At 49.1% G+C, this 19,476-nt stretch carries 14 protein-coding genes; 11 read left to right on the top strand and 3 right to left on the bottom strand.

The window, feature by feature from the left end:
* Positions 1–11: 11 nt before the first annotated feature.
* Together HMPREF9469_RS20835 and HMPREF9469_RS20830 are read left to right on the top strand one after the other, a co-directional pair.
* The gene (locus HMPREF9469_RS20835; protein WP_007866360.1) at positions 12–1,454 is read left to right on the top strand and encodes a sedoheptulokinase; all 1,443 of its coding nucleotides are present in this window, start codon (positions 12–14) and stop codon (positions 1,452–1,454) included.
* Positions 1,423–2,106 carry an HpcH/HpaI aldolase family protein gene (locus HMPREF9469_RS20830; RefSeq protein WP_166461762.1) on the top strand — a complete coding sequence of 228 codons (684 nt, stop codon included), beginning with the start codon at positions 1,423–1,425 and terminating at the stop codon, positions 2,104–2,106. The genes HMPREF9469_RS20835 and HMPREF9469_RS20830 overlap by 32 nt, the downstream gene beginning before the upstream one ends.
* 155 nt (positions 2,107–2,261) lie before the next feature.
* On the opposite strand, the gene HMPREF9469_RS20825 is transcribed toward HMPREF9469_RS20830, so the two are convergent.
* Both HMPREF9469_RS20825 and HMPREF9469_RS20820 read right to left on the bottom strand, forming a co-directional pair.
* A complete protein-coding gene (locus HMPREF9469_RS20825; protein WP_007866355.1) occupies positions 2,262–3,554 on the bottom strand; it encodes a S8 family peptidase in 1,293 nt (430 codons plus the stop codon).
* A gap of 154 nt (positions 3,555–3,708) precedes the next feature.
* Positions 3,709–5,988 carry a glycogen/starch/alpha-glucan phosphorylase gene (locus HMPREF9469_RS20820; RefSeq protein ID WP_007866354.1) on the bottom strand — a complete coding sequence of 760 codons (2,280 nt, stop codon included), beginning with the start codon at positions 5,986–5,988 and terminating at the stop codon, positions 3,709–3,711.
* Positions 5,989–6,160: 172 nt separating this feature from the next.
* Between HMPREF9469_RS20820 and HMPREF9469_RS20815 the strand changes: the two genes are divergently transcribed.
* The 3 genes from HMPREF9469_RS20815 (at position 6,161) to malQ (ending at position 9,511) form a co-directional block, all read left to right on the top strand.
* Entirely contained in the window at positions 6,161–7,045 is an 885-nt protein-coding gene (locus tag HMPREF9469_RS20815; RefSeq protein ID WP_007866349.1) for an AraC family transcriptional regulator, read from the top strand.
* Between the two features lie 94 nt (positions 7,046–7,139).
* Entirely contained in the window at positions 7,140–7,907 is a 768-nt protein-coding gene (locus tag HMPREF9469_RS20810; protein ID WP_007866346.1) for an EFR1 family ferrodoxin, read from the top strand.
* Positions 7,908–8,014: 107 nt separating this feature from the next.
* A complete protein-coding gene (gene malQ, locus HMPREF9469_RS20805; protein WP_007866344.1) occupies positions 8,015–9,511 on the top strand; it encodes a 4-alpha-glucanotransferase in 1,497 nt (498 codons plus the stop codon).
* A 46-nt stretch (positions 9,512–9,557) separates the two neighbouring features.
* Here the strand turns inward: malQ and HMPREF9469_RS20800 are convergent, their stop codons facing one another.
* Positions 9,558–10,103 carry a GNAT family N-acetyltransferase gene (locus HMPREF9469_RS20800; protein WP_007866343.1) on the bottom strand — a complete coding sequence of 182 codons (546 nt, stop codon included), beginning with the start codon at positions 10,101–10,103 and terminating at the stop codon, positions 9,558–9,560.
* 169 nt (positions 10,104–10,272) lie between these two features.
* On the opposite strand from HMPREF9469_RS20800, the gene HMPREF9469_RS20795 reads away from it, so the two are divergent.
* From HMPREF9469_RS20795 to HMPREF9469_RS20770, 6 genes are all read left to right on the top strand, one after another.
* On the top strand, positions 10,273–11,040 hold the full coding sequence (locus tag HMPREF9469_RS20795; protein WP_007866340.1) for a helix-turn-helix domain-containing protein: 768 nt from the start codon (positions 10,273–10,275) through the stop codon (positions 11,038–11,040).
* A gap of 127 nt (positions 11,041–11,167) precedes the next feature.
* A complete protein-coding gene (locus HMPREF9469_RS20790) occupies positions 11,168–13,426 on the top strand; it encodes a glycosyl hydrolase (protein ID WP_007866338.1) in 2,259 nt (752 codons plus the stop codon).
* 93 nt (positions 13,427–13,519) lie between these two features.
* Positions 13,520–16,225, top strand: a complete 2,706-nt coding sequence (locus HMPREF9469_RS20785; RefSeq protein WP_007866337.1) for an alpha-L-rhamnosidase — start codon at positions 13,520–13,522, stop codon at positions 16,223–16,225.
* A complete protein-coding gene (locus HMPREF9469_RS20780; protein WP_007866336.1) occupies positions 16,222–17,745 on the top strand; it encodes a sugar ABC transporter ATP-binding protein in 1,524 nt (507 codons plus the stop codon). Before HMPREF9469_RS20785 ends, HMPREF9469_RS20780 begins: the two co-directional genes overlap by 4 nt.
* Positions 17,732–18,691, top strand: a complete 960-nt coding sequence (locus HMPREF9469_RS20775; protein WP_007866334.1) for an ABC transporter permease — start codon at positions 17,732–17,734, stop codon at positions 18,689–18,691. Before HMPREF9469_RS20780 ends, HMPREF9469_RS20775 begins: the two co-directional genes overlap by 14 nt.
* Positions 18,607–19,470, top strand: a complete 864-nt coding sequence (locus HMPREF9469_RS20770; RefSeq protein ID WP_157140325.1) for a sugar ABC transporter substrate-binding protein — start codon at positions 18,607–18,609, stop codon at positions 19,468–19,470. The genes HMPREF9469_RS20775 and HMPREF9469_RS20770 overlap by 85 nt, the downstream gene beginning before the upstream one ends.
* Positions 19,471–19,476: the final 6 nt, after the last annotated feature.

Raw genomic sequence — 19,476 nt, 5'->3', positions numbered from 1 at the left:
AGGATATGCCCATGAAGTTTATAACAGTGGATATTGGGAGCACATTTATCAAAGCAGGGCTATTTGATGTGCTCCGGAACAATCAGGTTGAAACAATCAAGTATCCTACTCCTGCAAGGATGCCGGATACGGATAATACCTGCTATGTAAATGATGCCGGTGAAATCGTGAGGATCATAAAGGGGATCATTCACGATTGCTGCAATAGGTATCCGGATACGCAGGGAATTCTGTTTTCCACTCAGCAGCACGGATGTGTTGTCTGCCATCCGGAGATGGAAGATGTCTATATATCCTGGCAGGATACAAGGTGCTTAAAGAAAAACAGTAAAAGCGGAAAAACATATATACAGGAATTAAAGGAGATATTTTCCCGGGAGAGTATGGTTTCCAATGGGGTTTATATAAAACCGGCTCTGGCATTGTGCAATCTTTATGCCATGTTTGAAGAAAAGGGATTGTCCAGAACCTGTGAGACACATGTCCATACATTGGGATCATATATGATTGAGAAACTTACCGGAAGGGGGATCTGTCATATTACCAACGCGGCTCCTATGGGGTTTGCAGATATCCTGACCAACACATGGCGCCATGATATGCTGAAAAAAATCGGACTGGATTTTATATGCCTTCCTGAAATAACAAATAAGATGGAATGCTGCGGATATTATCAGGATGGTTCTGTTTCCATTGCCGTATTTCCGGATGTGGGGGATGTGCAGACAAGTGTATATGGGACAGATGCTGGAGTGGGAGATCTTATTATCAATATTGGCACCAGCGGTCAATTGATTTATATTACGGACCGGTTTGTGCCGGGGAATTATGAGATAAGGCCCTTTTATGAAAATAATTACTGCAATGTTATTTCCTGTATGCCGGGGGGGAGAAACTTTGATGTACAGATTGATTACATCCGGGATATCGGAGAAAAAATTTTTGAAAGATCCCTGGAACGAGAGGAAATATGGAAGAGACTGCATCAGATCGGACCCTGGCACACTACGGAGGGAGTGGAAGTGGACTGCGGTTTCTATGAACTGCCTGACAGGCTGGCGGATGGAAGCATCCTTCATATCGATCATTCCAACCTGAAACTTAGGAATGTTATGTGGGCAACAGCTGTGGATTTTGGCAAAAAATACAGAATGTATGCAGATTATCTGTGGGGGCAGGAAGGACAGAAGGGGAATGTTTACTTTACAGGAGGAGCCATACTTAAGAACAGGGAACTGCGGGAGGCCATACAGCAGGAACTGGGAATACAGGAAGTGATCTGCGCGCCGGATGATGAAGTGTTTAGAGGAATGCAGAAACTTGCTTTAGAATGTGTGGAAAGGATAAGTGAAAATGAAACAGGAGATCATAAAAGGGAAGGAAGTAATCGGTGCATTCCTGTCAGAAATAGCAGCGCCAAATTTGCTCCGTATAATGCAGGTGTCAGGTCTTGATTTTGTGATTGTGGACTGCGAACATGGTTATTTTGACTTTTCTCAGGTAGCGGCATTGGCGGCAGTGGGAAACGGAATTGAATTTCCTGTGATCGTCAGGGTTCCGTCAGTGTCCCGTGACTGTATACAAAAGTACCTGGATGCCGGTGTGGATGGAATATTGGTTCCCATGTTAGAGACAAAGGAACAGGCCGAGCATCTGGTAGAATATGGGAAATATGCGCCTGATGGAAAGAGAGGAATATCCACCATGCGTCCTCACAGTAATTATAATCCCGGCCGTCTAAAGGATTATACGGCAAGGGCGAATCAAAGAACCATGCTGTTTGCACAAATTGAAACCAAAAAAGGCGTGCAAAATATAAGTCAGATAACAGAGGTAAAAGGGATTGATGGTATTTTCATCGGCCCTAATGACTTGGCATGTGATTTAGGAACCATGGGGGATTTTTCCACGCAAGAAATGGAAGCATGCATTGACGCTGTTATTGAGGCATCCCAAAATGCCGGAATATCCAGCGGCATTATTACATCTAAGATAGATTTTATAGAGCAATGCCGGAATAAAGGAATGATCATGTTCAGTTGTGACAGTGAACTGGGACTTCTAAAAAAAGGAATCTTGGAAATGAAAGAAAGGGTTGGAATTTAGTTACACTCTAGTATATCTTAAAAGAAGAAAGGCGGTCCGGGTGTCATCCCATACCTGAGCAATGACACCCGGACCGCCTTTCTCCCTGTAACTCATTACTCAACGGCTGCTTGAATCCTTATCCCCGTACTCCGCCCCATCCAAACACCCGCATCTTACTGCGGCCTTCCCCACTGCAATGCCGAGTACACATCCAGCATACCTCCGCTGAGTACCCTGCCGTTTAGGGTATCCAGTTTTTTTGCTGAGGCCAGAAGGACGTTCTTGACCCCGATCAGATCCAGATCCGGTCTGGCGGAATAGATCATGGCAGCGGCTCCTGTTACCATGGGGGCTGCCATGGAGGTGCCGGTCATGAACGCGTAGGAACGGTCCGGGATCGTGCTCAGGATAAAACAGCCCGGAGCGGCAAGGTCCACATTCACAGGTCCGTAATTGGAGCTTCGGTCCAGCTTGCCGTCAAACATAAGGTTGGCCACCGTGATCACATTGTCAAAGGGAAGGCTGGCAGGATATACGGGATTCTGGTCAATGCTGTATCCCTTTTCATTTTCATCCCCATTTCCGGCAGCCACCACAAAGAGCATCTTGGAATTCTGTATGACTGCCATGAATTCCTCGGTATAGTTTTCAGAGCCAAAGCTCAGATTGCATATCTGGGCGCCGTTGGCCTCCGCATAGCGGATGGCGGCTATGACACTTTCCGGGCTTCCCTTGCCGCTTTCACCGCCCAGGGCTTTTAAAGACATGATCTTTACATACTGGCCGTCATTGATCCCCGCAATACCGCCGTTGCCGCGGGACGCAGCAATGGTGCCCGCAGCGTGGGTGCCGTGATTGTCTTCCTTTCCCACATAGAGCTGATTGGTATTGTCAAGGAAATTCCATCCGTTCACGTCATCGATGTAACCATTTCCGTCATTGTCAATGCCATCGCCGGGTATCTCATCCTCGTTGACCCACATGGAATCCTTAAGGTCGGGATGAGTGGTATCGATGCCTGTATCTATGACAGCTACGACAACGGGGCGCTTTGCCTCAAGCTGGTCATAGAATTCCCAGGCCGGCTGGATGTTGATATCGATCCCCTTGACCGCATCAGTGGTCAAGGCTTTAAAGTTGCTGGGACCCAGGGGAGGCAGGGAAATGCTGTCCACCCCGTTTTCGTCCGTGTTTATAATGGGGTCCACGGTTTTAATGTCCAGCTTGCGCTCAATTCTCTGCACCTGGCCGTCATTGCGTAATGCCCATTGGTAGGAGGCATAGTCGTCTTTTACAGAGAGGTTGTTAAGGCCGGGACCCACTGCAAAGGTGGAAAATGCCTCCGGTGAATCCACGGCCCCGGTGGTGTGAAACGAGGCCGTGTTAAGAGAAGCCGTACTATAAGGGGTAGCCGCAAGCGCTGTACCCAGGGCAAGCGAAAGGGCCATTGCCGCTAATTGATTCATAATATAATTACTCCTTTTCGATATGGATCTGATTTCAGTCATACTGGAATGAAAGTTCAAACTCACTCAAGTATAACACAGAAGATACCACATGAATTTGAAGATTTTATGAAAATTATGGCAAATTTATTACAATTATCCCCCCGGCGGTCTGCTATTCCTCATCCAGCTTCCATATATCCCTGTTATATTCCAAAATTGTGCGGTCGGAGGAGAAGAATCCGGCCTGACTGATATTTACAAGCATTTTTTTTGCCCACTGGGTGCGGTTTTCATAATCGCTGTATGCCTGTTCCTTGGTTTTGCAGTAGGCATCAAAATCAGGGAAGGTCATAAACCAGTCTTTGTTCAGCAATTCATTGGAAAGGCGGGTCAGATTTTCCTTGCATCCGACAGCGAGCATGGCCGGTCCTGTGATAAAGTCAACCGCTTCCCTGATGGCGGGATTGGATTCATAGTAGTCCCTGGAGCAGTAGCTTCCGTCCTTATACCGGTCAATGACTGTCTGGCTGGAATCGCCGAAAATATAAATATTGTCATCCCCCACCAGCTGATGGATCTCCACATTGGCGCCGTCATCCGTGCCCAGGGTAACGGCTCCGTTGAGCATGAACTTCATATTGCCCGTGCCGCTGGCCTCCTTGGAAGCAAGGGAGATCTGCTCGGAAATGTCGCAGGCCGGGATCAGTTTTTCCGCCAGGGTTACATTGTAATTGCTCACCATCACCACCTGGAGGCAGGGCTTTACATCAGGATCATTGTCAATGATCTGCTGCAGACAGAGGATCATATGGATGATATCCTTTGCAATGACATAGGCAGGAGCTGCCTTGGCCCCGAAAATGGCAGTGATGGGAGTGGTTGGCTTCTTTCCCTGTTTGATCTCCAGATATTTATGGATCAGGTACAGGGCGTTCATCTGCTGGCGCTTATACTCATGAAGGCGTTTGATCTGAATGTCAAAGATGGACTGCGGATTTACATCCAACCCCTGGGTTTCCTTAAGATAAACGGCCAGATCCTCCTTTTTGCTGTCCTTAATGGACAAAAGGCGGTGTAGTGTTTTGATATTGCCTGTAAATGCAGGATCATTCAGGTTCTGAAGCTCCATGGCATCCTTTTTAAAACCTTCCCCGATCAATCCGCTGATAAAAGCGGACAGCTGCGGATTGCAGTGGAGGAGCCATCTGCGGAAGGTGATCCCATTGGTTTTATTATTGAACTTGCCGGGGTATATCTCATAAAAGTTATGGAGTTCATTTTCCTTTAAAATATCGGTGTGAAGGGCTGCCACGCCGTTGACGCTGAAGCCGTAGTGGATATCGATATGGGCCATGTGGACCCGGTCACCTCTGTCAATGATGGCCACTGACTGGTCGTCAAATTTCCTTCTCACCTTGTCGTCCAGGATTTCCATAATGGGGATGAGCTGGGGAACCGTATCCTTAAAGTATTCCATGGGCCATGTTTCCAGGGCTTCTGCCAGGATGGTGTGGTTGGTATAGACGCAGGTCCTGCTTACCACCTGGATGGCATCGTCCATTTCCATGCCATGCTCTGAGGTGAGAAGACGGATCAGCTCGGGGATGACCATGGTAGGATGGGTGTCATTGATCTGGATCACCGCATAATCGGGCAGATCGTAGAGGGTGGAGCCTTTTTCAAGGGCTTCTGCCAGGATCAGCCGGGCGGCATTGCTGACCATAAAATACTGCTGGCAGATGCGCAGCACCTGTCCGGCCCTGTCGCTGTCATCCGGGTACAGGAACAGGGTCAGGTTCTTCTCAACATTGGTCTTGTCAAAGGAAATGCCCTCGGTTACCAGGGATTCATCCACGGTTTCCACATCAAAGAGATGAAGGGTGTTGGTCCTGTTTCCATAACCGGTAACCTGGATGTCATACATTCTGGAGGTAAGGGTAAAACCCTTGTAAGGAACCTGGTAGGTCACATTAGTTTTGGTAAGCCATGAGGTATTCTCAATCCAGGGATTAGGCTCTTCGTCCTGGAGATTGCTGCAAAACAGCTGTTTAAACAGACCGAAGTGATAGTTTAGCCCAATCCCGTCCCCGTTTAAGCCAAGGGTTGCAATGGAGTCCAGGAAACAGGCTGCCAGACGGCCCAGGCCGCCGTTGCCCAATGAAGGTTCCGGTTCCATGTCCTCCATATGGCTTAAGGACTTTCCGTGCTTTGCCAGGATGTCCTTTACATTGTCGTAAATCCCAAGGTTGATCAAATTGTTGGAAAGAAGCTTTCCAATGAGAAATTCAGCGGAAATATAATAGAGTTTCTTCTTTCCCCTGGCAGCGGCGCGCTCCTTTGCCATGCCCTTTACCAGGAGCAGCAGCCCGGTGTACAATTCTTGGTCCGTGCACAGGGACAGGTCCTTTTTACATAAGGCGGTAAGCATTTCTTCCAATGATTTTTGATTCATGGTATTCCTTCCTTTCAAAACAATCAATCTGTTTATAGAGTGATCTCGAATCCCCAAGGGGACAGTACTTGTACGTTTGTCTGTATTATAGTTTTATAATATAAGAAAATCTTGCAGAATCATGTTAATATATAGTACAATACTATCAAAATTATGGTTTGGGGAGGAAAATATGCTGGATGGTCATGGAACCGGTCATTATTATGATTACCGTGAAGTCAAGGAACATGCGGGAAGGGAATTTCCCTTTAATATTTATCCCTGTTCCATTCCCCTTGATTTTAAGCAGGTACAGGTCCACTGGCATGAGGAACTGGAGATCATTTCCGTAAAAAAAGGCCGGGGAGTGGTGACCGTGGATATGGAGCCCCTGAGGGTACAGGCCGGGGAGGCAGTGGTGATATTCCCGGGACAGCTTCACGGGATCAGCCAGTCCGGCCAGGAGGTGATGGAATATGAGAATATTATATTCCGTTTATCCATGCTCATGACAACACAGGAGGATGTATGCACGGCGGATTTCCTTCAGCCATTGTCCCAGGGGCAGGCATACAGTCCGATTCATATCAGGGAAGGAATGGATATCTATCAGCATGTGATGGACGGTATCCATTATATGGATATTCTCTGCAAAGATAAGGCATATGGCTACCAACTGGGTGTAAAAGGCGTTCTGTTTCTGCTTCTGGGCCTGCTGTCAGAGGACAATATTCCGGCAGGAGGGGAGAGGCTGAGAAAATCAAGGGAGAAAATGAAGCTGATCCTGGAATATATTGAGAACCATTACGGTGAGAAGATTACCGTGGAAGACGGGGCTGCCCTGTGTTTTTACAGTACGTCCCACTTTATGAAATACTTTAAAAAGTATATGGGAATGCCTTTTATCCAGTATCTCAATGACTACAGGCTGGAAAAGGCGGCCGGATTTCTGCGCTCCACGGCCATGTCGGTGACGGACGTGGCCCAGCGGTGCGGATTTGACAATATTTCTTATTTTAACAGGCTGTTCAGGATAAAGTACCATCGGACTCCGGGAGAGTACAGGAGAGGGGAATAGGAAAAGGGGAATGTTGTATTAACTGTTTCTGTCCGGTATAATGGTAAATGAACAGGAACAAACTATAAAAATAATACGGCGGGAGGCAATTGGGATGATCTTATATTTTTCAGGAACAGGAAACAGCGAATATGTTGCAAAGAGGATTGGCAGGGAGACCGGCGATGACAGTTTGGACCTGTTGGGCAAGATCCGAAGCCGCGATCATTGGGAGATGCGCTCGGACCGTCCATGGGTCGTGGTGGCACCCACCTATGCCTGGAGAATACCGCGTATTGTGCAGGAATGGCTGGAGAACACGCCTCTTGCCGGAAACAGGGACATTTACTTTGTAATGACCTGCGGAGGAGACATTGGAAATGCAGGCAGATATCTGAAAAAACTGTGCGCTGTAAAAAAAATGGATTACCGGGGGTGCGCTGCAATTGTCATGCCGGAAAACTACATTGCCATGTTTTCCGTCCCCACACAGGAGGAAGCGCAGAGGATCATCCGCCAGGCGGAAGGGGTTATAGATGAAGCCGCCCGCCGGATCAAGGGCGGGGAGATATTTTCACAGCCCGGCCTGGGCTTTAAGGATAAGATGAACAGCGGGATTGTGAATGATATCTTCTATCCTCTGTTTGTCCATGCGAAAAAGTTTTATGCGGATGACTCCTGTATTTCCTGTGGAAAATGCGTTAGGGTCTGTCCGCTTAACAATATCCGCCTTGAAAAGGGAAGGCCTTTGTGGGGAAAGAACTGTACCCACTGCATGGCATGTATCTGCCGCTGCCCCAGTGAGGCCATTGAGTACGGAACGCACAGCAGGGGAAAGCGGCGGTATGTCTGTCCGGCGTCAGTTCCCCCTTTAAAGCCTTAAAAGGATTAACTTGTATCCCGCTGTCAATTGTGGTAAAATTAAGCGACATTTTCCGGGAACAGGCAGAGCAGGACAAGGTGCTGCCCGGATCAAAGGAGATAAATAAGATGCGGGAATGTGGTATGCTGCTCCCGATTGCCAGTCTGCCTTCGCGGTACGGCATTGGAGCATTTTCTAAGGAAGGGTATGAGTTCGTTAATATATTAAAAGCCGCGGGACAGAAGTACTGGCAGATACTGCCTCTGGGACCCACCGGGTTCGGGGATTCGCCTTACCAGTCTTTTTCTGCTTTTGCCGGTAACCCATATTTTATCGATCTGGAAAAGCTCACTGCAGAGGGGCTTCTCACAGAAGAAGAGTGCAGGGAAGTGGATTTTGGCGGCAATGAAAGGGATATTGACTACAAAAAGCTGTATGACGGCCGTTTCCCTTTACTGAGAAAGGCGTATGAGAGGTGGAAATCCGGTCTGGAATGGGGGAGCGCGGTCCATGATCTGGCCGCCCGTACGCTGGGGGAGGAGACAAGGGAATACTGTCTTTACATGGCCATAAAGAATCACTTTGGATCTAAAAGCTGGAATTTGTGGGATGAAGATATCCGGCTCAGAAAAGGGGAAGCGGTTGCCCGGTACAGGGAGCAGCTGTCAGATGAGATCGGATTTTATGAATTCCAGCAGATCAAGTTTGAGGAGCAGTGGACTTCCCTGAAGCAGTATGCTAATGAGCAGGGCATACGCATCATTGGAGACATCCCCATCTATGTGGCATTTGACGGGGCTGACAGCTGGTCCCATCCGGAACTGTTCCAGTTTGATGAAAAGGGGACTCCTGTGGCAGTGGCCGGCTGTCCGCCGGACGGGTTTTCCGCCACCGGACAGCTTTGGGGAAATCCCCTGTATGATTGGGGATATCACAGGCGCACGGAGTATAATTGGTGGATGAAGCGCATGGAATACAGTTTTTATCTGTATGATGTGGTGCGGGTGGATCATTTCCGTGGATTTGACGAGTACTATTCCATACCATATGGGGATAAAACAGCGGAGTACGGACACTGGGAAAAAGGACCGGGAATCGAGATATTCCGCAAAATGCAGACCTGCTTTGGGAAAGAGGACCTTCCCATCATAGCCGAGGACCTGGGATTTCTGACTCCTACCGTATTACAGCTGGTAAGGGACAGCGGTTTTCCGGGAATGAAGGTGCTGGAGTTTGCATTTGACCAGACAGAGGACAGCGCATACCTGCCTCATAAATATGGGGAAAACTGCGTGGTCTATACAGGCACCCATGACAATGACACGCTGGTCAGCTGGTTTGCAGGCATGAATGACCATGACAGGGCGTTTGCCAGGGAATACATAGGCAATGAGCATACACCTGAGGACCAGGTGCACTGGGATTTTATACGGCTGGCCATGTCCAGCGTGGCAAAGCTGGCGGTAATCCCTGTTCAGGACTATCTGGGGCTTGGAACTGAGGCCAGAACCAATGAACCCTCCACCCTGGGCAAGAACTGGAGGTGGAGGATGCGCTCCGGTGATCTGGAGGACGGACTGATCCGAAAATGCAGGCGCATGGCAGACATATACGGCCGGCTGTGATCAGAGTTCTGAAACAGAGCTCTGAAACAGAGCTCTAAAACAGAAATCAAAGTTTGGAAAAGGGAATAAAGGGGCTGGGGGAAGCGGGATGCTCTCCCAGCATTTTTTCCATCCAGATCATGTCCCACCACTGGTCCAGCTTGTAGCCGCACCGGGTGAAATGGCCCACGGTTTTGTAACCCAGCTTTTCATGAAAGGAAATGCTGCCAGGGTTGGGGTAGGAGATGCATGCATTGACATTCAGCACATTCTGTTTTTCCAGTGCCTGCTCCAGGGCTTTATAGAGGGTGGTTCCGGCTCCGGTGCCTCTTGCGTTCTCCGAGACATAGACAGAAGTCTCCACAGCCCAGTCATAGGCGGCTCTCTCTTTAAATGCGGAGGCATAGGCGTATCCGATGATCTCCCGGTTTCTCTCTGCAACCAGATAGGGGTAGCGGTCAAGGGTGTGGGCGATCCGTGTCTGAAACTCTTCCGGACTGGGCACTGTGTACTCAAAGGTGACGGCGGTTTTCTCCACATAGGGGGCGTAGATGGAGAGCAGGGCCGGTGCATCACTGACTGATGCGGTCCTGATGGTAAGGGGGCTTGTCATGGTTTTTCTCCTTGTTTGTCCAATGTATTTTTCTCCTATTCTAGCACCTATTTGACATTTTTTCCACGTTCTGTTCATGATTTTTAACAGCTTGTCCGGTAAAATTGACATATATAATATAATCATTCCGTAAAAGACATTACAATAACTGCAAGCGGGGCCATTTGATATGGAGAATAAGATAAATGAAGAAACGGTAAAAAAGGATATTGCCCGTCTGAAATTCAGTATGCAGGAAAATAATATCATCCATAATTCCTATCAGAGGGAAAAACGTGAACTGGAGTGTATCCGTCAGGGCGATATGGAGGGGATGGAGAAATGCATCACGGAGCCATACGGAGGAAAGCTGGGAACCCTGTCAAGGGATGTGCTGCGTTCCGATAAAAATGTGGCAATGTGCGCGATGGCCATTTACGCCAGAGCAGCCATTGACGGCGGTATTATTTCCGATGAAGCTTTTTCAGCGGGGGATTCCTGGGCGATCAGGATCGATGAGGCGAAGAGCCGGGAAGAGGTAGCGCTCTATGTTCAGGATATGGCCAGGTTTTTTACACGTATGGTATATGAGCACGCACAGGTACAGAGGGAGAAGAAGGAGCAGGAGAATAAACTGGTTGCGCAGTGTAAGTACCATATCTTCCAGCATATGCATGAACGCTTGACTGTAAAGACCATTGCAAAAGCCCTGTATGTGAACCCGGATTACCTGTCTCATCTGTTTGTGCGGTGCGAGGGGGTCAAGATCAGCCGGTATATTTTGGAGGAAAAGGTAAAGCTGGCTAAAAATCTTTTGATGTATTCACCCTATGACTGCAAATCCATTAGCAATTACCTGGGGTTTTCCAGCCAGAGCCATTTTGGTAAGATCTTTAAGGAGTATACGGGTATATCCCCCAATGAGTATAAGCTGTTGTATGGAAAGGATACCTTTTAAGCAGAAATCGATTAAAATATAAGAAATATGATAGAGAGCCAAGAAAAATGATATATCTTGGCTCTCTTTTCTTTTATACTCTAATACGAATCAGGCAAGCAATAAAAGGTATTTAAGGAGACATTGAATGCAAAAAGACTTTTTTAAAAGTCCGGAACAGGTGCGGGAATGGAACGAGGCCCAGGTCCCCCTTTGGTTTTGGAATGACAGACTTAAAAGGGACGAGCTTGTGCGCCAGATGTCCATAATGAGTGAAAAGGGGATCACATGCAGCGCGCCCCATGCGAGAAGCGGATTTGAGGGCGGCTATCTGGATGATGCATGGATGGAGCACATAAAAACCGTGATCGAATATAAAACCAGGCACAGCGAGACCATGTGGCTGTATGATGAATTTAACTGGCCGGCCGGAATTGCCAACGGCCAAGTAACGAGGCACGAGGCATTCCGCGAAAAATATTTATCCATCCAGATGTTTCATGTGGGGTCCGGAGTCAGATTCCGCAGACAGCCTGAGGATATCTGCCGGACAGGGAAAACAGCACCGGATGATCCGGTCAGGGATAGGGAGGGCAGACGAAGTATCAACAACCTCTTCTGCTATGATGCAAAGACAATGGAACCATTGGATATCAGGCAGTTCCAGCCCGATGACAAAAGCGGATGCCTGTTCAACCTGTCTGAAAATGACTTTGAGATCTGCAGGGACCGGGACACCATTGTGTTTGAGGCCAGAATACAGACAGAGCTCTATCAGGGGGAGGGGATGCTTACTCCGGATTACCTTAACAAAGAAGCTACAGAGTATTTTCTGGAAACCACGTATGAAGCATATTATAAACGCTTTCCTGACGCATTTGGAAGTGTGATCACAGCCAGCTTTAACGATGAAACACGTTTCTGCCATGCCTTTCCATGGACGGACAGGCTGCTGGAATTGTTTGAGGAGAGGTTTGGATACCGTTTGGAGGAACGGCTGCCGGATTTGGTACTGCCGGGCTGCGAGGCGGGCAGGACGCGCTGTGATTATTTTCAGCTCATCAGCGATCTGTACAGAGAACATTACCACAGGACGATCCGCGAATGGTGTGAAGCCCATAACATTGATTACTGTCCCCATCTGCTGGGAGAGGAGACTATGGCAGGGCAGGTTCGGTTCAGCGGGGATTTCATGCGTCAGTTCAGGGAGTTTGGAAGACCGGGCGTGGATCATCTTGGAAAGGGGATCGGCAGCCTGAATATCAAATTCGCAGCCTCGGCCGCAGAGGTATATGGAAAATCAGGCCTTGTATGCGAGGCATTTGCTGCAAGCGGATGGGAGCTTACCTTTGAAGAGTATATACGCATGATATCCTGGCTGTATTCCCAGGGCGTAATGACCATTACAAACCATGGATTTTTTTATTCCATCCGTGGCTTCAGAAAGGATGACTGGCCTCCGTCCCAGTTCTTCCAATGGCAGGAATGGGAGCACATGGACCAGGCCAACCGGATGTGCCGCAGAATATACGGCATGACGGAGGACTGCCGGAGAAAAACAGACGTACTGATCTATCATCCCACGGAATCTTACTGGATGCATTATATTGCGGATCAGGGATTCAGACATGGATACCATATGGGACCTGTGATCGAGGATGAAAGGGCAGCTGCCATTGACCGGGAAGAGCAGTGCCTGCTGCATAAACTTCAGGAGAAAAACAGGGACTTTACCATGGTTCCATCAGATGCGGCAGAATTATTTGATGTGAAGGATAAAATGCTGGTCAACCGGATAACAGGTCAATCCTATCAAGCATTTATCCTGCCCATGTGCGAGGTGCTGCCGCAGGAGATGGCACGGCTGCTGGAAACATTTGCAGGCCGGGGCGGCCGGATCGCGGTTGTGGAAAGTGTTCCGGCTTATGGAGGAAACAGGAAGGAAGATGAAACTGTCAAAAGGTGTGTAAACCACATAATGGAGTCTTCTCAAACCGAATTCTTTGAGGCAATGGACGGGGATCAGATCTGTAAATGGCTGGATCAGGCATGTCCGCGGGCACTGAAGATCGTGGCCGGGCCGGCAGAGTGCAGAAAGAACATCCGCCATTATCCAGACTGGATCAGCGATCCGTATATCCATACAGGAGAGGACATGGACGGCATATCCTGGTGCCTGTTTGAGGGAAATGAACGTAAATATTATTTTATTAATTATACAAAGGAAATACAGAACCTGGTGGTGGATGTAAAGGCAGGGAAGCATCCGGAGATCTGGGATCCGTTTACCGGCCGGATCGAACCGGCTGATGTTGTTTCAGAAGCAGAGAGTGAATGGGGGCATGGCTTCCGGATCAACATGGAGCTTCCACAGGGTTACGGGATATTTTTAGTCACATCCGGGTAAGGCCGGATTTTATCCTGCGCTAAAACGTTTGACACTATGTGTACTCTCGGAGTCTCCGGGAGTACACACTATAAGTGAGGAGGGACATGCAACATGGATTTGAAAGTGTACTGTGAATATATGCGCGATCCCATAGGACTTGATATGCAGAACCCCAGATTCAGCTGGAGCTACGAAGGGGATGGAACAGGGAGATCACAGAGGGCGTACCGCATCCTGGTAGGGGAGACAGAAGAACAGCTGGAGCGGGGCGAAGGGACTTTATGGGACAGTGGTATGGTTGAAAGCAGCGAGTCATCCTGTGTCTGGTATCAGGGGAAAAATTTGCAGAGCGCTAAAACGTTTGACATAAAAGTGACCGCACTGCTGGATGACGGCCAGGCGGTGGAGAGCCGGATTACCAGCTTTACCACCGGGCTGGCCAATGGGGAACCGTGGGAAGCCCTCTGGATCGGGGGGCCTGCTGTGGAGCGAAGCTGCTTTTGGTACAGGAAGGAGTTTACCTTGGAAAAGCCGGTCCGCCATGCCATGGCTTTTGTGGCATCCCCATGCTATTACGTGCTTACGATAAATGGGAAAAAAGCAGATACATCTGTATTGAATAATGCGTGGACGGATTGTAAAAAGACAGTTCTGTATGCCAGCTATATTATTACGGATAAACTGTCTTTGGGGGACAATGCGTTTGGAATTGAATGCGGAAATGGATGGCACAACCTTCGGGAGAGCGAGGACGGGGTGGGCTGGGGTGAGAACCTGTTTTCAGCAGAGTTTCTCCTTGAATACGGGGACGGCACCCGGGAATGGATCTTCAGTGACCTGAATGGCTGGTACTATACCACGTCAGGCCCCATGGTGAAGAACAGTATCTATCATGGAGAGCAATATGATGCAGGGCTTGAACGGCCGGGATGGGATTGCCCGGGATATACCATGGACCAAAGCTGGCGGGAAGTGGTGGAGCACGAACCAATGCCGGGGATCATCCGGTCACAGATCCTGGAGCCGATCCGTGTTGTTAAGGAACTGCCGGTCAGAGCGGTTTATGAGGCAGGAGACGGAAGCTATACTCTGGATTTTGGACAGAATTTTGCTGGCTGGGTCAGGATCAGGATCAGTGGAAAAGCAGGGACCCGGATCATGCTGAAATACGCGGAGCTGATCCATGAGGACTACAGCGTCAATCCCATCAGCCTACGGCGTGCCAGGGCTACGGACATCTATACGTTAAAAGGCGGGGAAGAGGAGATTTATGAACCCAGATTTACCTATCACGGATTCCGGTATGTTCAGATCTATGGACTGGAGGAACGGCCCGGGGCCGATAGGTTCACCGGATGTGTAGTAAGATCAGATGTGTGCCGGGTGGGAGCATTTTCCTGTGATAACAAACTTCTGAACCAGCTTTACAGCAATATTGTATGGACTGAAGGGAGCAATCTTCACGGACTGCCCACAGATTGCCCTCAGCGGGACGAACGTCTGGGATGGCTGAATGACATGACGGTGAGAAATGAATGCGCCCTGTACAATTACAGGCTGCCTCAGCTGTATGAGAAATGGCTTCAGGATATCAGGGATGCCCAGGGAGAACGCACCGGCGCCATCACGGACACGGCGCCGTTCATCCGGTATGGCCTGAGACCGGCTGACCCTGTCAGCACATCCTTTCTTCTTATTCCGTGGAATACCTATCTTCATTATGGAGATGTCAGGATCATTGAACAGAACTATGAGGCAATGAGGCGGTGGGTGGGGTATCTTAAGCGCAATTCCAACGGATATGTCCTGAGGTATTCGCAGATGGGGGACTGGGCGGCGCCCGTATCAGGAACGGACCTTGGGAGCATTGGCTCCGGAGCAGTATCCACGATCACCCCCACGGTGCTCATGGGAACGGGGTATTTCTATTATGACTGCGTCCTGATGGCGAAGATGGCCCGCGTACTTGGACTGGGGGAAGATGAAACGTTTTATCTGGAAGAAGCAGGGAAGATCAGGGAAGCGTTCCAGGCCAGGTTTTATCATAAGGATAAAAAATACTATGCTAATAACAGCCAGGCAGGAAATACATTTCCCATGTATCTTGGACTGGTGCCTGAAGCGGACAGGAAAGCAGTGCTGCATCAGATCAAGGATGATATTTTAAAGCATCACATGCACCTTACCACCGGAAACCTGTGCAGCAGATATATTATAGAGGTGCTGTTTCAGAATGGAGAAGAGGATCTGGCCTATGAACTTCTGACACAGACAGAGTACCCAAGCTGGGGCTATATGATCGAAAACGGAGCCACTACCATCTGGGAGAGATGGGAGAAGGTGGATGCGCCAGGACCGCTGGCCGGTATGGCTTCCCATAACCACCCGATGAATGGGGCGGTGGGAGTATGCTTTCACAAGTATCTGGGAGGAGTCCGGGCAGATGAATCACATCCGGGTTTTGAGCATGTGGTGATAAAACCGGTTATCCCGAAACAGCTGCGCTGCGTGGAATGCAGCCTGGATTCCATCCGCGGAAGGATCAGCAGCGGTTGGGAGAAGACCGAGGAAGGGCTGGATCTGCATGTCAGGATCCCGGTTAACTGCAGGGCATCCATATATCTGCCCGTCAAGGGGACTGGACAGAAGACCATGCACATTGAATCCAATGGGGAGGTGCTGATTCATGGGGACCAAGCCATGGAATTACCGGGAATTCAGCTTCGGGATATCGCATCTGGCCAATGGGTAATTGTTGAAGCAGGATCAGGGACCTATGATTTCAGAATCAGCGGGCTGGGAGAGGAAGGAAAATGAGACAGGCTTTAGTGAATGAAGATTATAAGATATGGTTTGAACATATTACCATGGCATTTCCGGGAGTACTGGCATTGGATGACGTGAGCTTCGGCATAAAAAAGGGTACGGTTCACATCATGATGGGGGAAAACGGGGCGGGAAAATCCACCCTTATGAAGATATTAAACGGTTCCTACATTCAGACGGACGGAAAGGTAATGATCAGCGGAAAAGAAGCACGGTTTAAGAGCGCGTTGGACGCGGAGGCCAACGGAGTAGCCATGATCTATCAGGAATTGCAGTATCTGCCGGATTTTACTGTGGAAAAATACCTGATGATGTGCCGGGAGCCGAGAAAACTTGGATTTATTAACTGGAGGGCAGTGACAAAAGAGGCGGAAAAAATCTTAAAAGACGAGGATCTGCAGTATGATCCAAAAGAAACCATGAGAAATCTGACCGTCTCTGATATCCAGCTTTTAGAGATCACCAGAGCTATAAAGGCTAATAAGGTGGACATCCTGATCATGGATGAACCGACCTCGGCGCTGTCCAATGCCGAGGTGGACCGCCTGTTTGCCAACATACAGAAATTAAAGGAACGGGGGATCACTATCATTTATATTTCCCACAAGATGGATGAAATCTTCCGCATCGCCGACTACATTACGGTCATGAGGGACGGAAAACATATCGAGACAGCGCCTGCAGCGGACTTTACCAATGAGAGCCTGGTGAAGATGATGGTGGGACGGGAACTCAGCAATACATATCCTAAGGAACATGTAGAGCCGGGCAATGTGGTCCTGGAAGTGGAGGGACTCACATCATCCTATAATAAGCTGAAAGATGTAAGCTTTAAGGTCCGAAAAGGAGAGATCCTGGGGCTGGGCGGCTTGATGGGAGCGGGCCGCACAGAAACTGTGCGGTGTATCTTTGGGCTGGATCCGTTTGAGGCCGGACGCGTGAAGGTGGATGGAAGGGAAGTACACATCCGGAATGTAGAGGACGCGGTCCGCAGCGGTATTGCCATGGCATCCGAGGACAGAAGACGGTTTGGCCTGATCATGTGCCGTGATATACGGGAGAATATTTCCATTTCAAGTTTAAAGAAAGTATCTGCCCTTCATTTTTTAAATAAGAAAAAAGAAAAGAATATGGTCGCCGCATTCTTTGGGCAGCTGAAGATCAAAGCACCCGGGGATGAGATGATCGTGCAGAACCTAAGTGGGGGGAACCAGCAAAAGGTGGTTCTGGCAAAATGGCTCATGTCGGATCCCAAGGTACTGATCCTGGACGAGCCTACCAGGGGAATTGACGTAGGCGCCAAATACGAGATCTATAAGCTGATGGTGGAGCTTGCAAAACAGGGAATTGCGATTGTCATGATCTCCTCCGAATTACCGGAATTCATTGGAATGTGCGACAGGGCTTACGTGATGTATGGGGGAAGGATCACCGGCGAGCTTACCAGGGAAGAAATGACACAGGAAAATATTGTAATGTTATCAACAGGAGGGGAACATGAAACAAATTAATATGGATCAGGGTATGAACACCCTGATGAAAAAATATGGCAACTATCTGATTTTCATCATACTGATCATTGTGTGCAGCATGTTAAGCCCTGCATTCCTGACCGTAAAAAACGTGACAAGCGTGCTCCGGCAGATCAGCATTACAGGAATCCTGGCATTTGCAGAAATGCTTCTCATCATTAGCGGTTATATTGACCTGTCCCTGGGTGCGGTGGTTGCGTTCTCCGGCATGGTATCGGTTAATGCATACCTGTCCACGGGCTCCTATCTGATGACATTCCTGACGGCCATAACCGTGGCGGTGATCTGCTGTTCCTGCAGCGGTTTTCTGGTTGCTAAGATTAAGCTTCCCGCGTTTATTGCAACCATGGCCATGGACAGCATTGCCCGCGGTGCCTGCTATATGTATACCAACGGACAGCCTATTTATAAGATTGGGGATTATGGGAAGATCTCATCCGGATACATAGGGCCGGTTCCCATACCGGTGGTGTTTCTTATGGTCATTGCAGTCATTGTGTGGATCCTTTTGAGCAAGACTACCTTTGGGCGGAATATCTATGCCATTGGCGGAAATCAGGATGCTGCCAATGCATCCGGTATCAATGTTAAGCGCACCACTATCCTGGTTTATGCAGTGGCAGGCATATTGACCGGGGTGGCGGCCGTGCTGCAGATTGCCCGTGTGAATTCCGGCCTGCCTGACACGGCCATGAATTACCATGGGGATGCGATCGCTTCCACTGTAATCGGAGGCACCAGTTTTACGGGAGGGATCGGCACTGCTCCCGGAACCTTTATCGGCTCCGTCATTATGGGTATTATCAGCAATATATTGAACCTGACAGGAGTGCAGTCCTATTGGCTGACCCATTTCACAGCTGGCTGTGTAATTCCACGACCAAAGCTTTGGAGAAGAAGTATCAGGATGTGGAGTATAAGGTAGTGGATCTGATGGCAGACCCGGCAAATACACAATCGATCTTTGACCAGTGTGAGGTGGAAGGCTACAATGCGCTGATCCTGGATAAGGTAAGCAACAGTCAGGATACGGACCAGTGGGCACAGGCATTTAAGGAAAAGGGGATCAGCGTGGTTATCACAAATAACTGCGATATTAAGGACGGTGTGTCCTCCAGCTCAGGAGCCTCACATTATCTTCTGGGACATGCCGCAGGGGAGGCGGCCGCCGCCGGTCTGCCTCAGAATGCAAAATGCCTTGCAATTCTCTCCACGCCTGGAGATTCAGCCAGTGAAGACCGCTGGAAGGGGTATCAGGATGCCTTAAAGGAGGCCGGACGCGATGACGTGGAGATATTGGATGTAAAGAATAATGAGACATGGGCTAAGGAAAAGGCTATGAAGATCATGGAAGACTGGCTTCAGATCTATCCGGAAATAGACGCGGTTCTGGCCATGAACGATGGTATGGCTCTGGGATGCGTGGAAGCCTGCAAAGCGGACGGCAAGGATGTGCAGACCATGCAGTTTTATGGGATTGACGGGCTGGCAGATTCATGCATGTCGATTGCGGACGGCGAGATGACGGCTTCTGTTCTCCAGGATGCGGCGGATATGGGGGCCAATGCGGCCAGACTTGCGGTGGATATGGCAGAGGGGAAGATCACGGAGCCGGAGGAGTACCTGATTCAGCCGATCATTGTGGATTCGGAAAATGTAAGTGATATCATTGAAATGCACAAGGCCAACGGATTTATCCAGTGACAGGAG

Origin of the sequence: [Clostridium] citroniae WAL-17108 (genome assembly GCF_000233455.1) — a bacterium.
Classification (GTDB): Bacteria; Bacillota; Clostridia; order Lachnospirales; family Lachnospiraceae; genus Enterocloster; species Enterocloster citroniae.
This window is presented reverse-complemented; position numbering and strand designations above follow the sequence as displayed.

Coding starts and splice junctions, on each gene's coding strand:
- HMPREF9469_RS20790 (WP_007866338.1), top strand. CDS start 11,168: ATGCAAAAAGACTTTTTTAAAAGTCCGGAACAGGTGCGGGAATGGAAC.
- HMPREF9469_RS20810 (WP_007866346.1), top strand. CDS start 7,140: ATGATCTTATATTTTTCAGGAACAGGAAACAGCGAATATGTTGCAAAG.
- HMPREF9469_RS20785 (WP_007866337.1), top strand. CDS start 13,520: ATGGATTTGAAAGTGTACTGTGAATATATGCGCGATCCCATAGGACTT.
- HMPREF9469_RS20795 (WP_007866340.1), top strand. CDS start 10,273: ATGGAGAATAAGATAAATGAAGAAACGGTAAAAAAGGATATTGCCCGT.
- HMPREF9469_RS20835 (WP_007866360.1), top strand. CDS start 12: ATGAAGTTTATAACAGTGGATATTGGGAGCACATTTATCAAAGCAGGG.
- malQ (WP_007866344.1), top strand. CDS start 8,015: ATGCGGGAATGTGGTATGCTGCTCCCGATTGCCAGTCTGCCTTCGCGG.
- HMPREF9469_RS20775 (WP_007866334.1), top strand. CDS start 17,732: ATGAAACAAATTAATATGGATCAGGGTATGAACACCCTGATGAAAAAA.
- HMPREF9469_RS20780 (WP_007866336.1), top strand. CDS start 16,222: ATGAGACAGGCTTTAGTGAATGAAGATTATAAGATATGGTTTGAACAT.
- HMPREF9469_RS20820 (WP_007866354.1), bottom strand. CDS start 5,988: ATGAATCAAAAATCATTGGAAGAAATGCTTACCGCCTTATGTAAAAAG.
- HMPREF9469_RS20825 (WP_007866355.1), bottom strand. CDS start 3,554: ATGAATCAATTAGCGGCAATGGCCCTTTCGCTTGCCCTGGGTACAGCG.
- HMPREF9469_RS20815 (WP_007866349.1), top strand. CDS start 6,161: ATGCTGGATGGTCATGGAACCGGTCATTATTATGATTACCGTGAAGTC.
- HMPREF9469_RS20800 (WP_007866343.1), bottom strand. CDS start 10,103: ATGACAAGCCCCCTTACCATCAGGACCGCATCAGTCAGTGATGCACCG.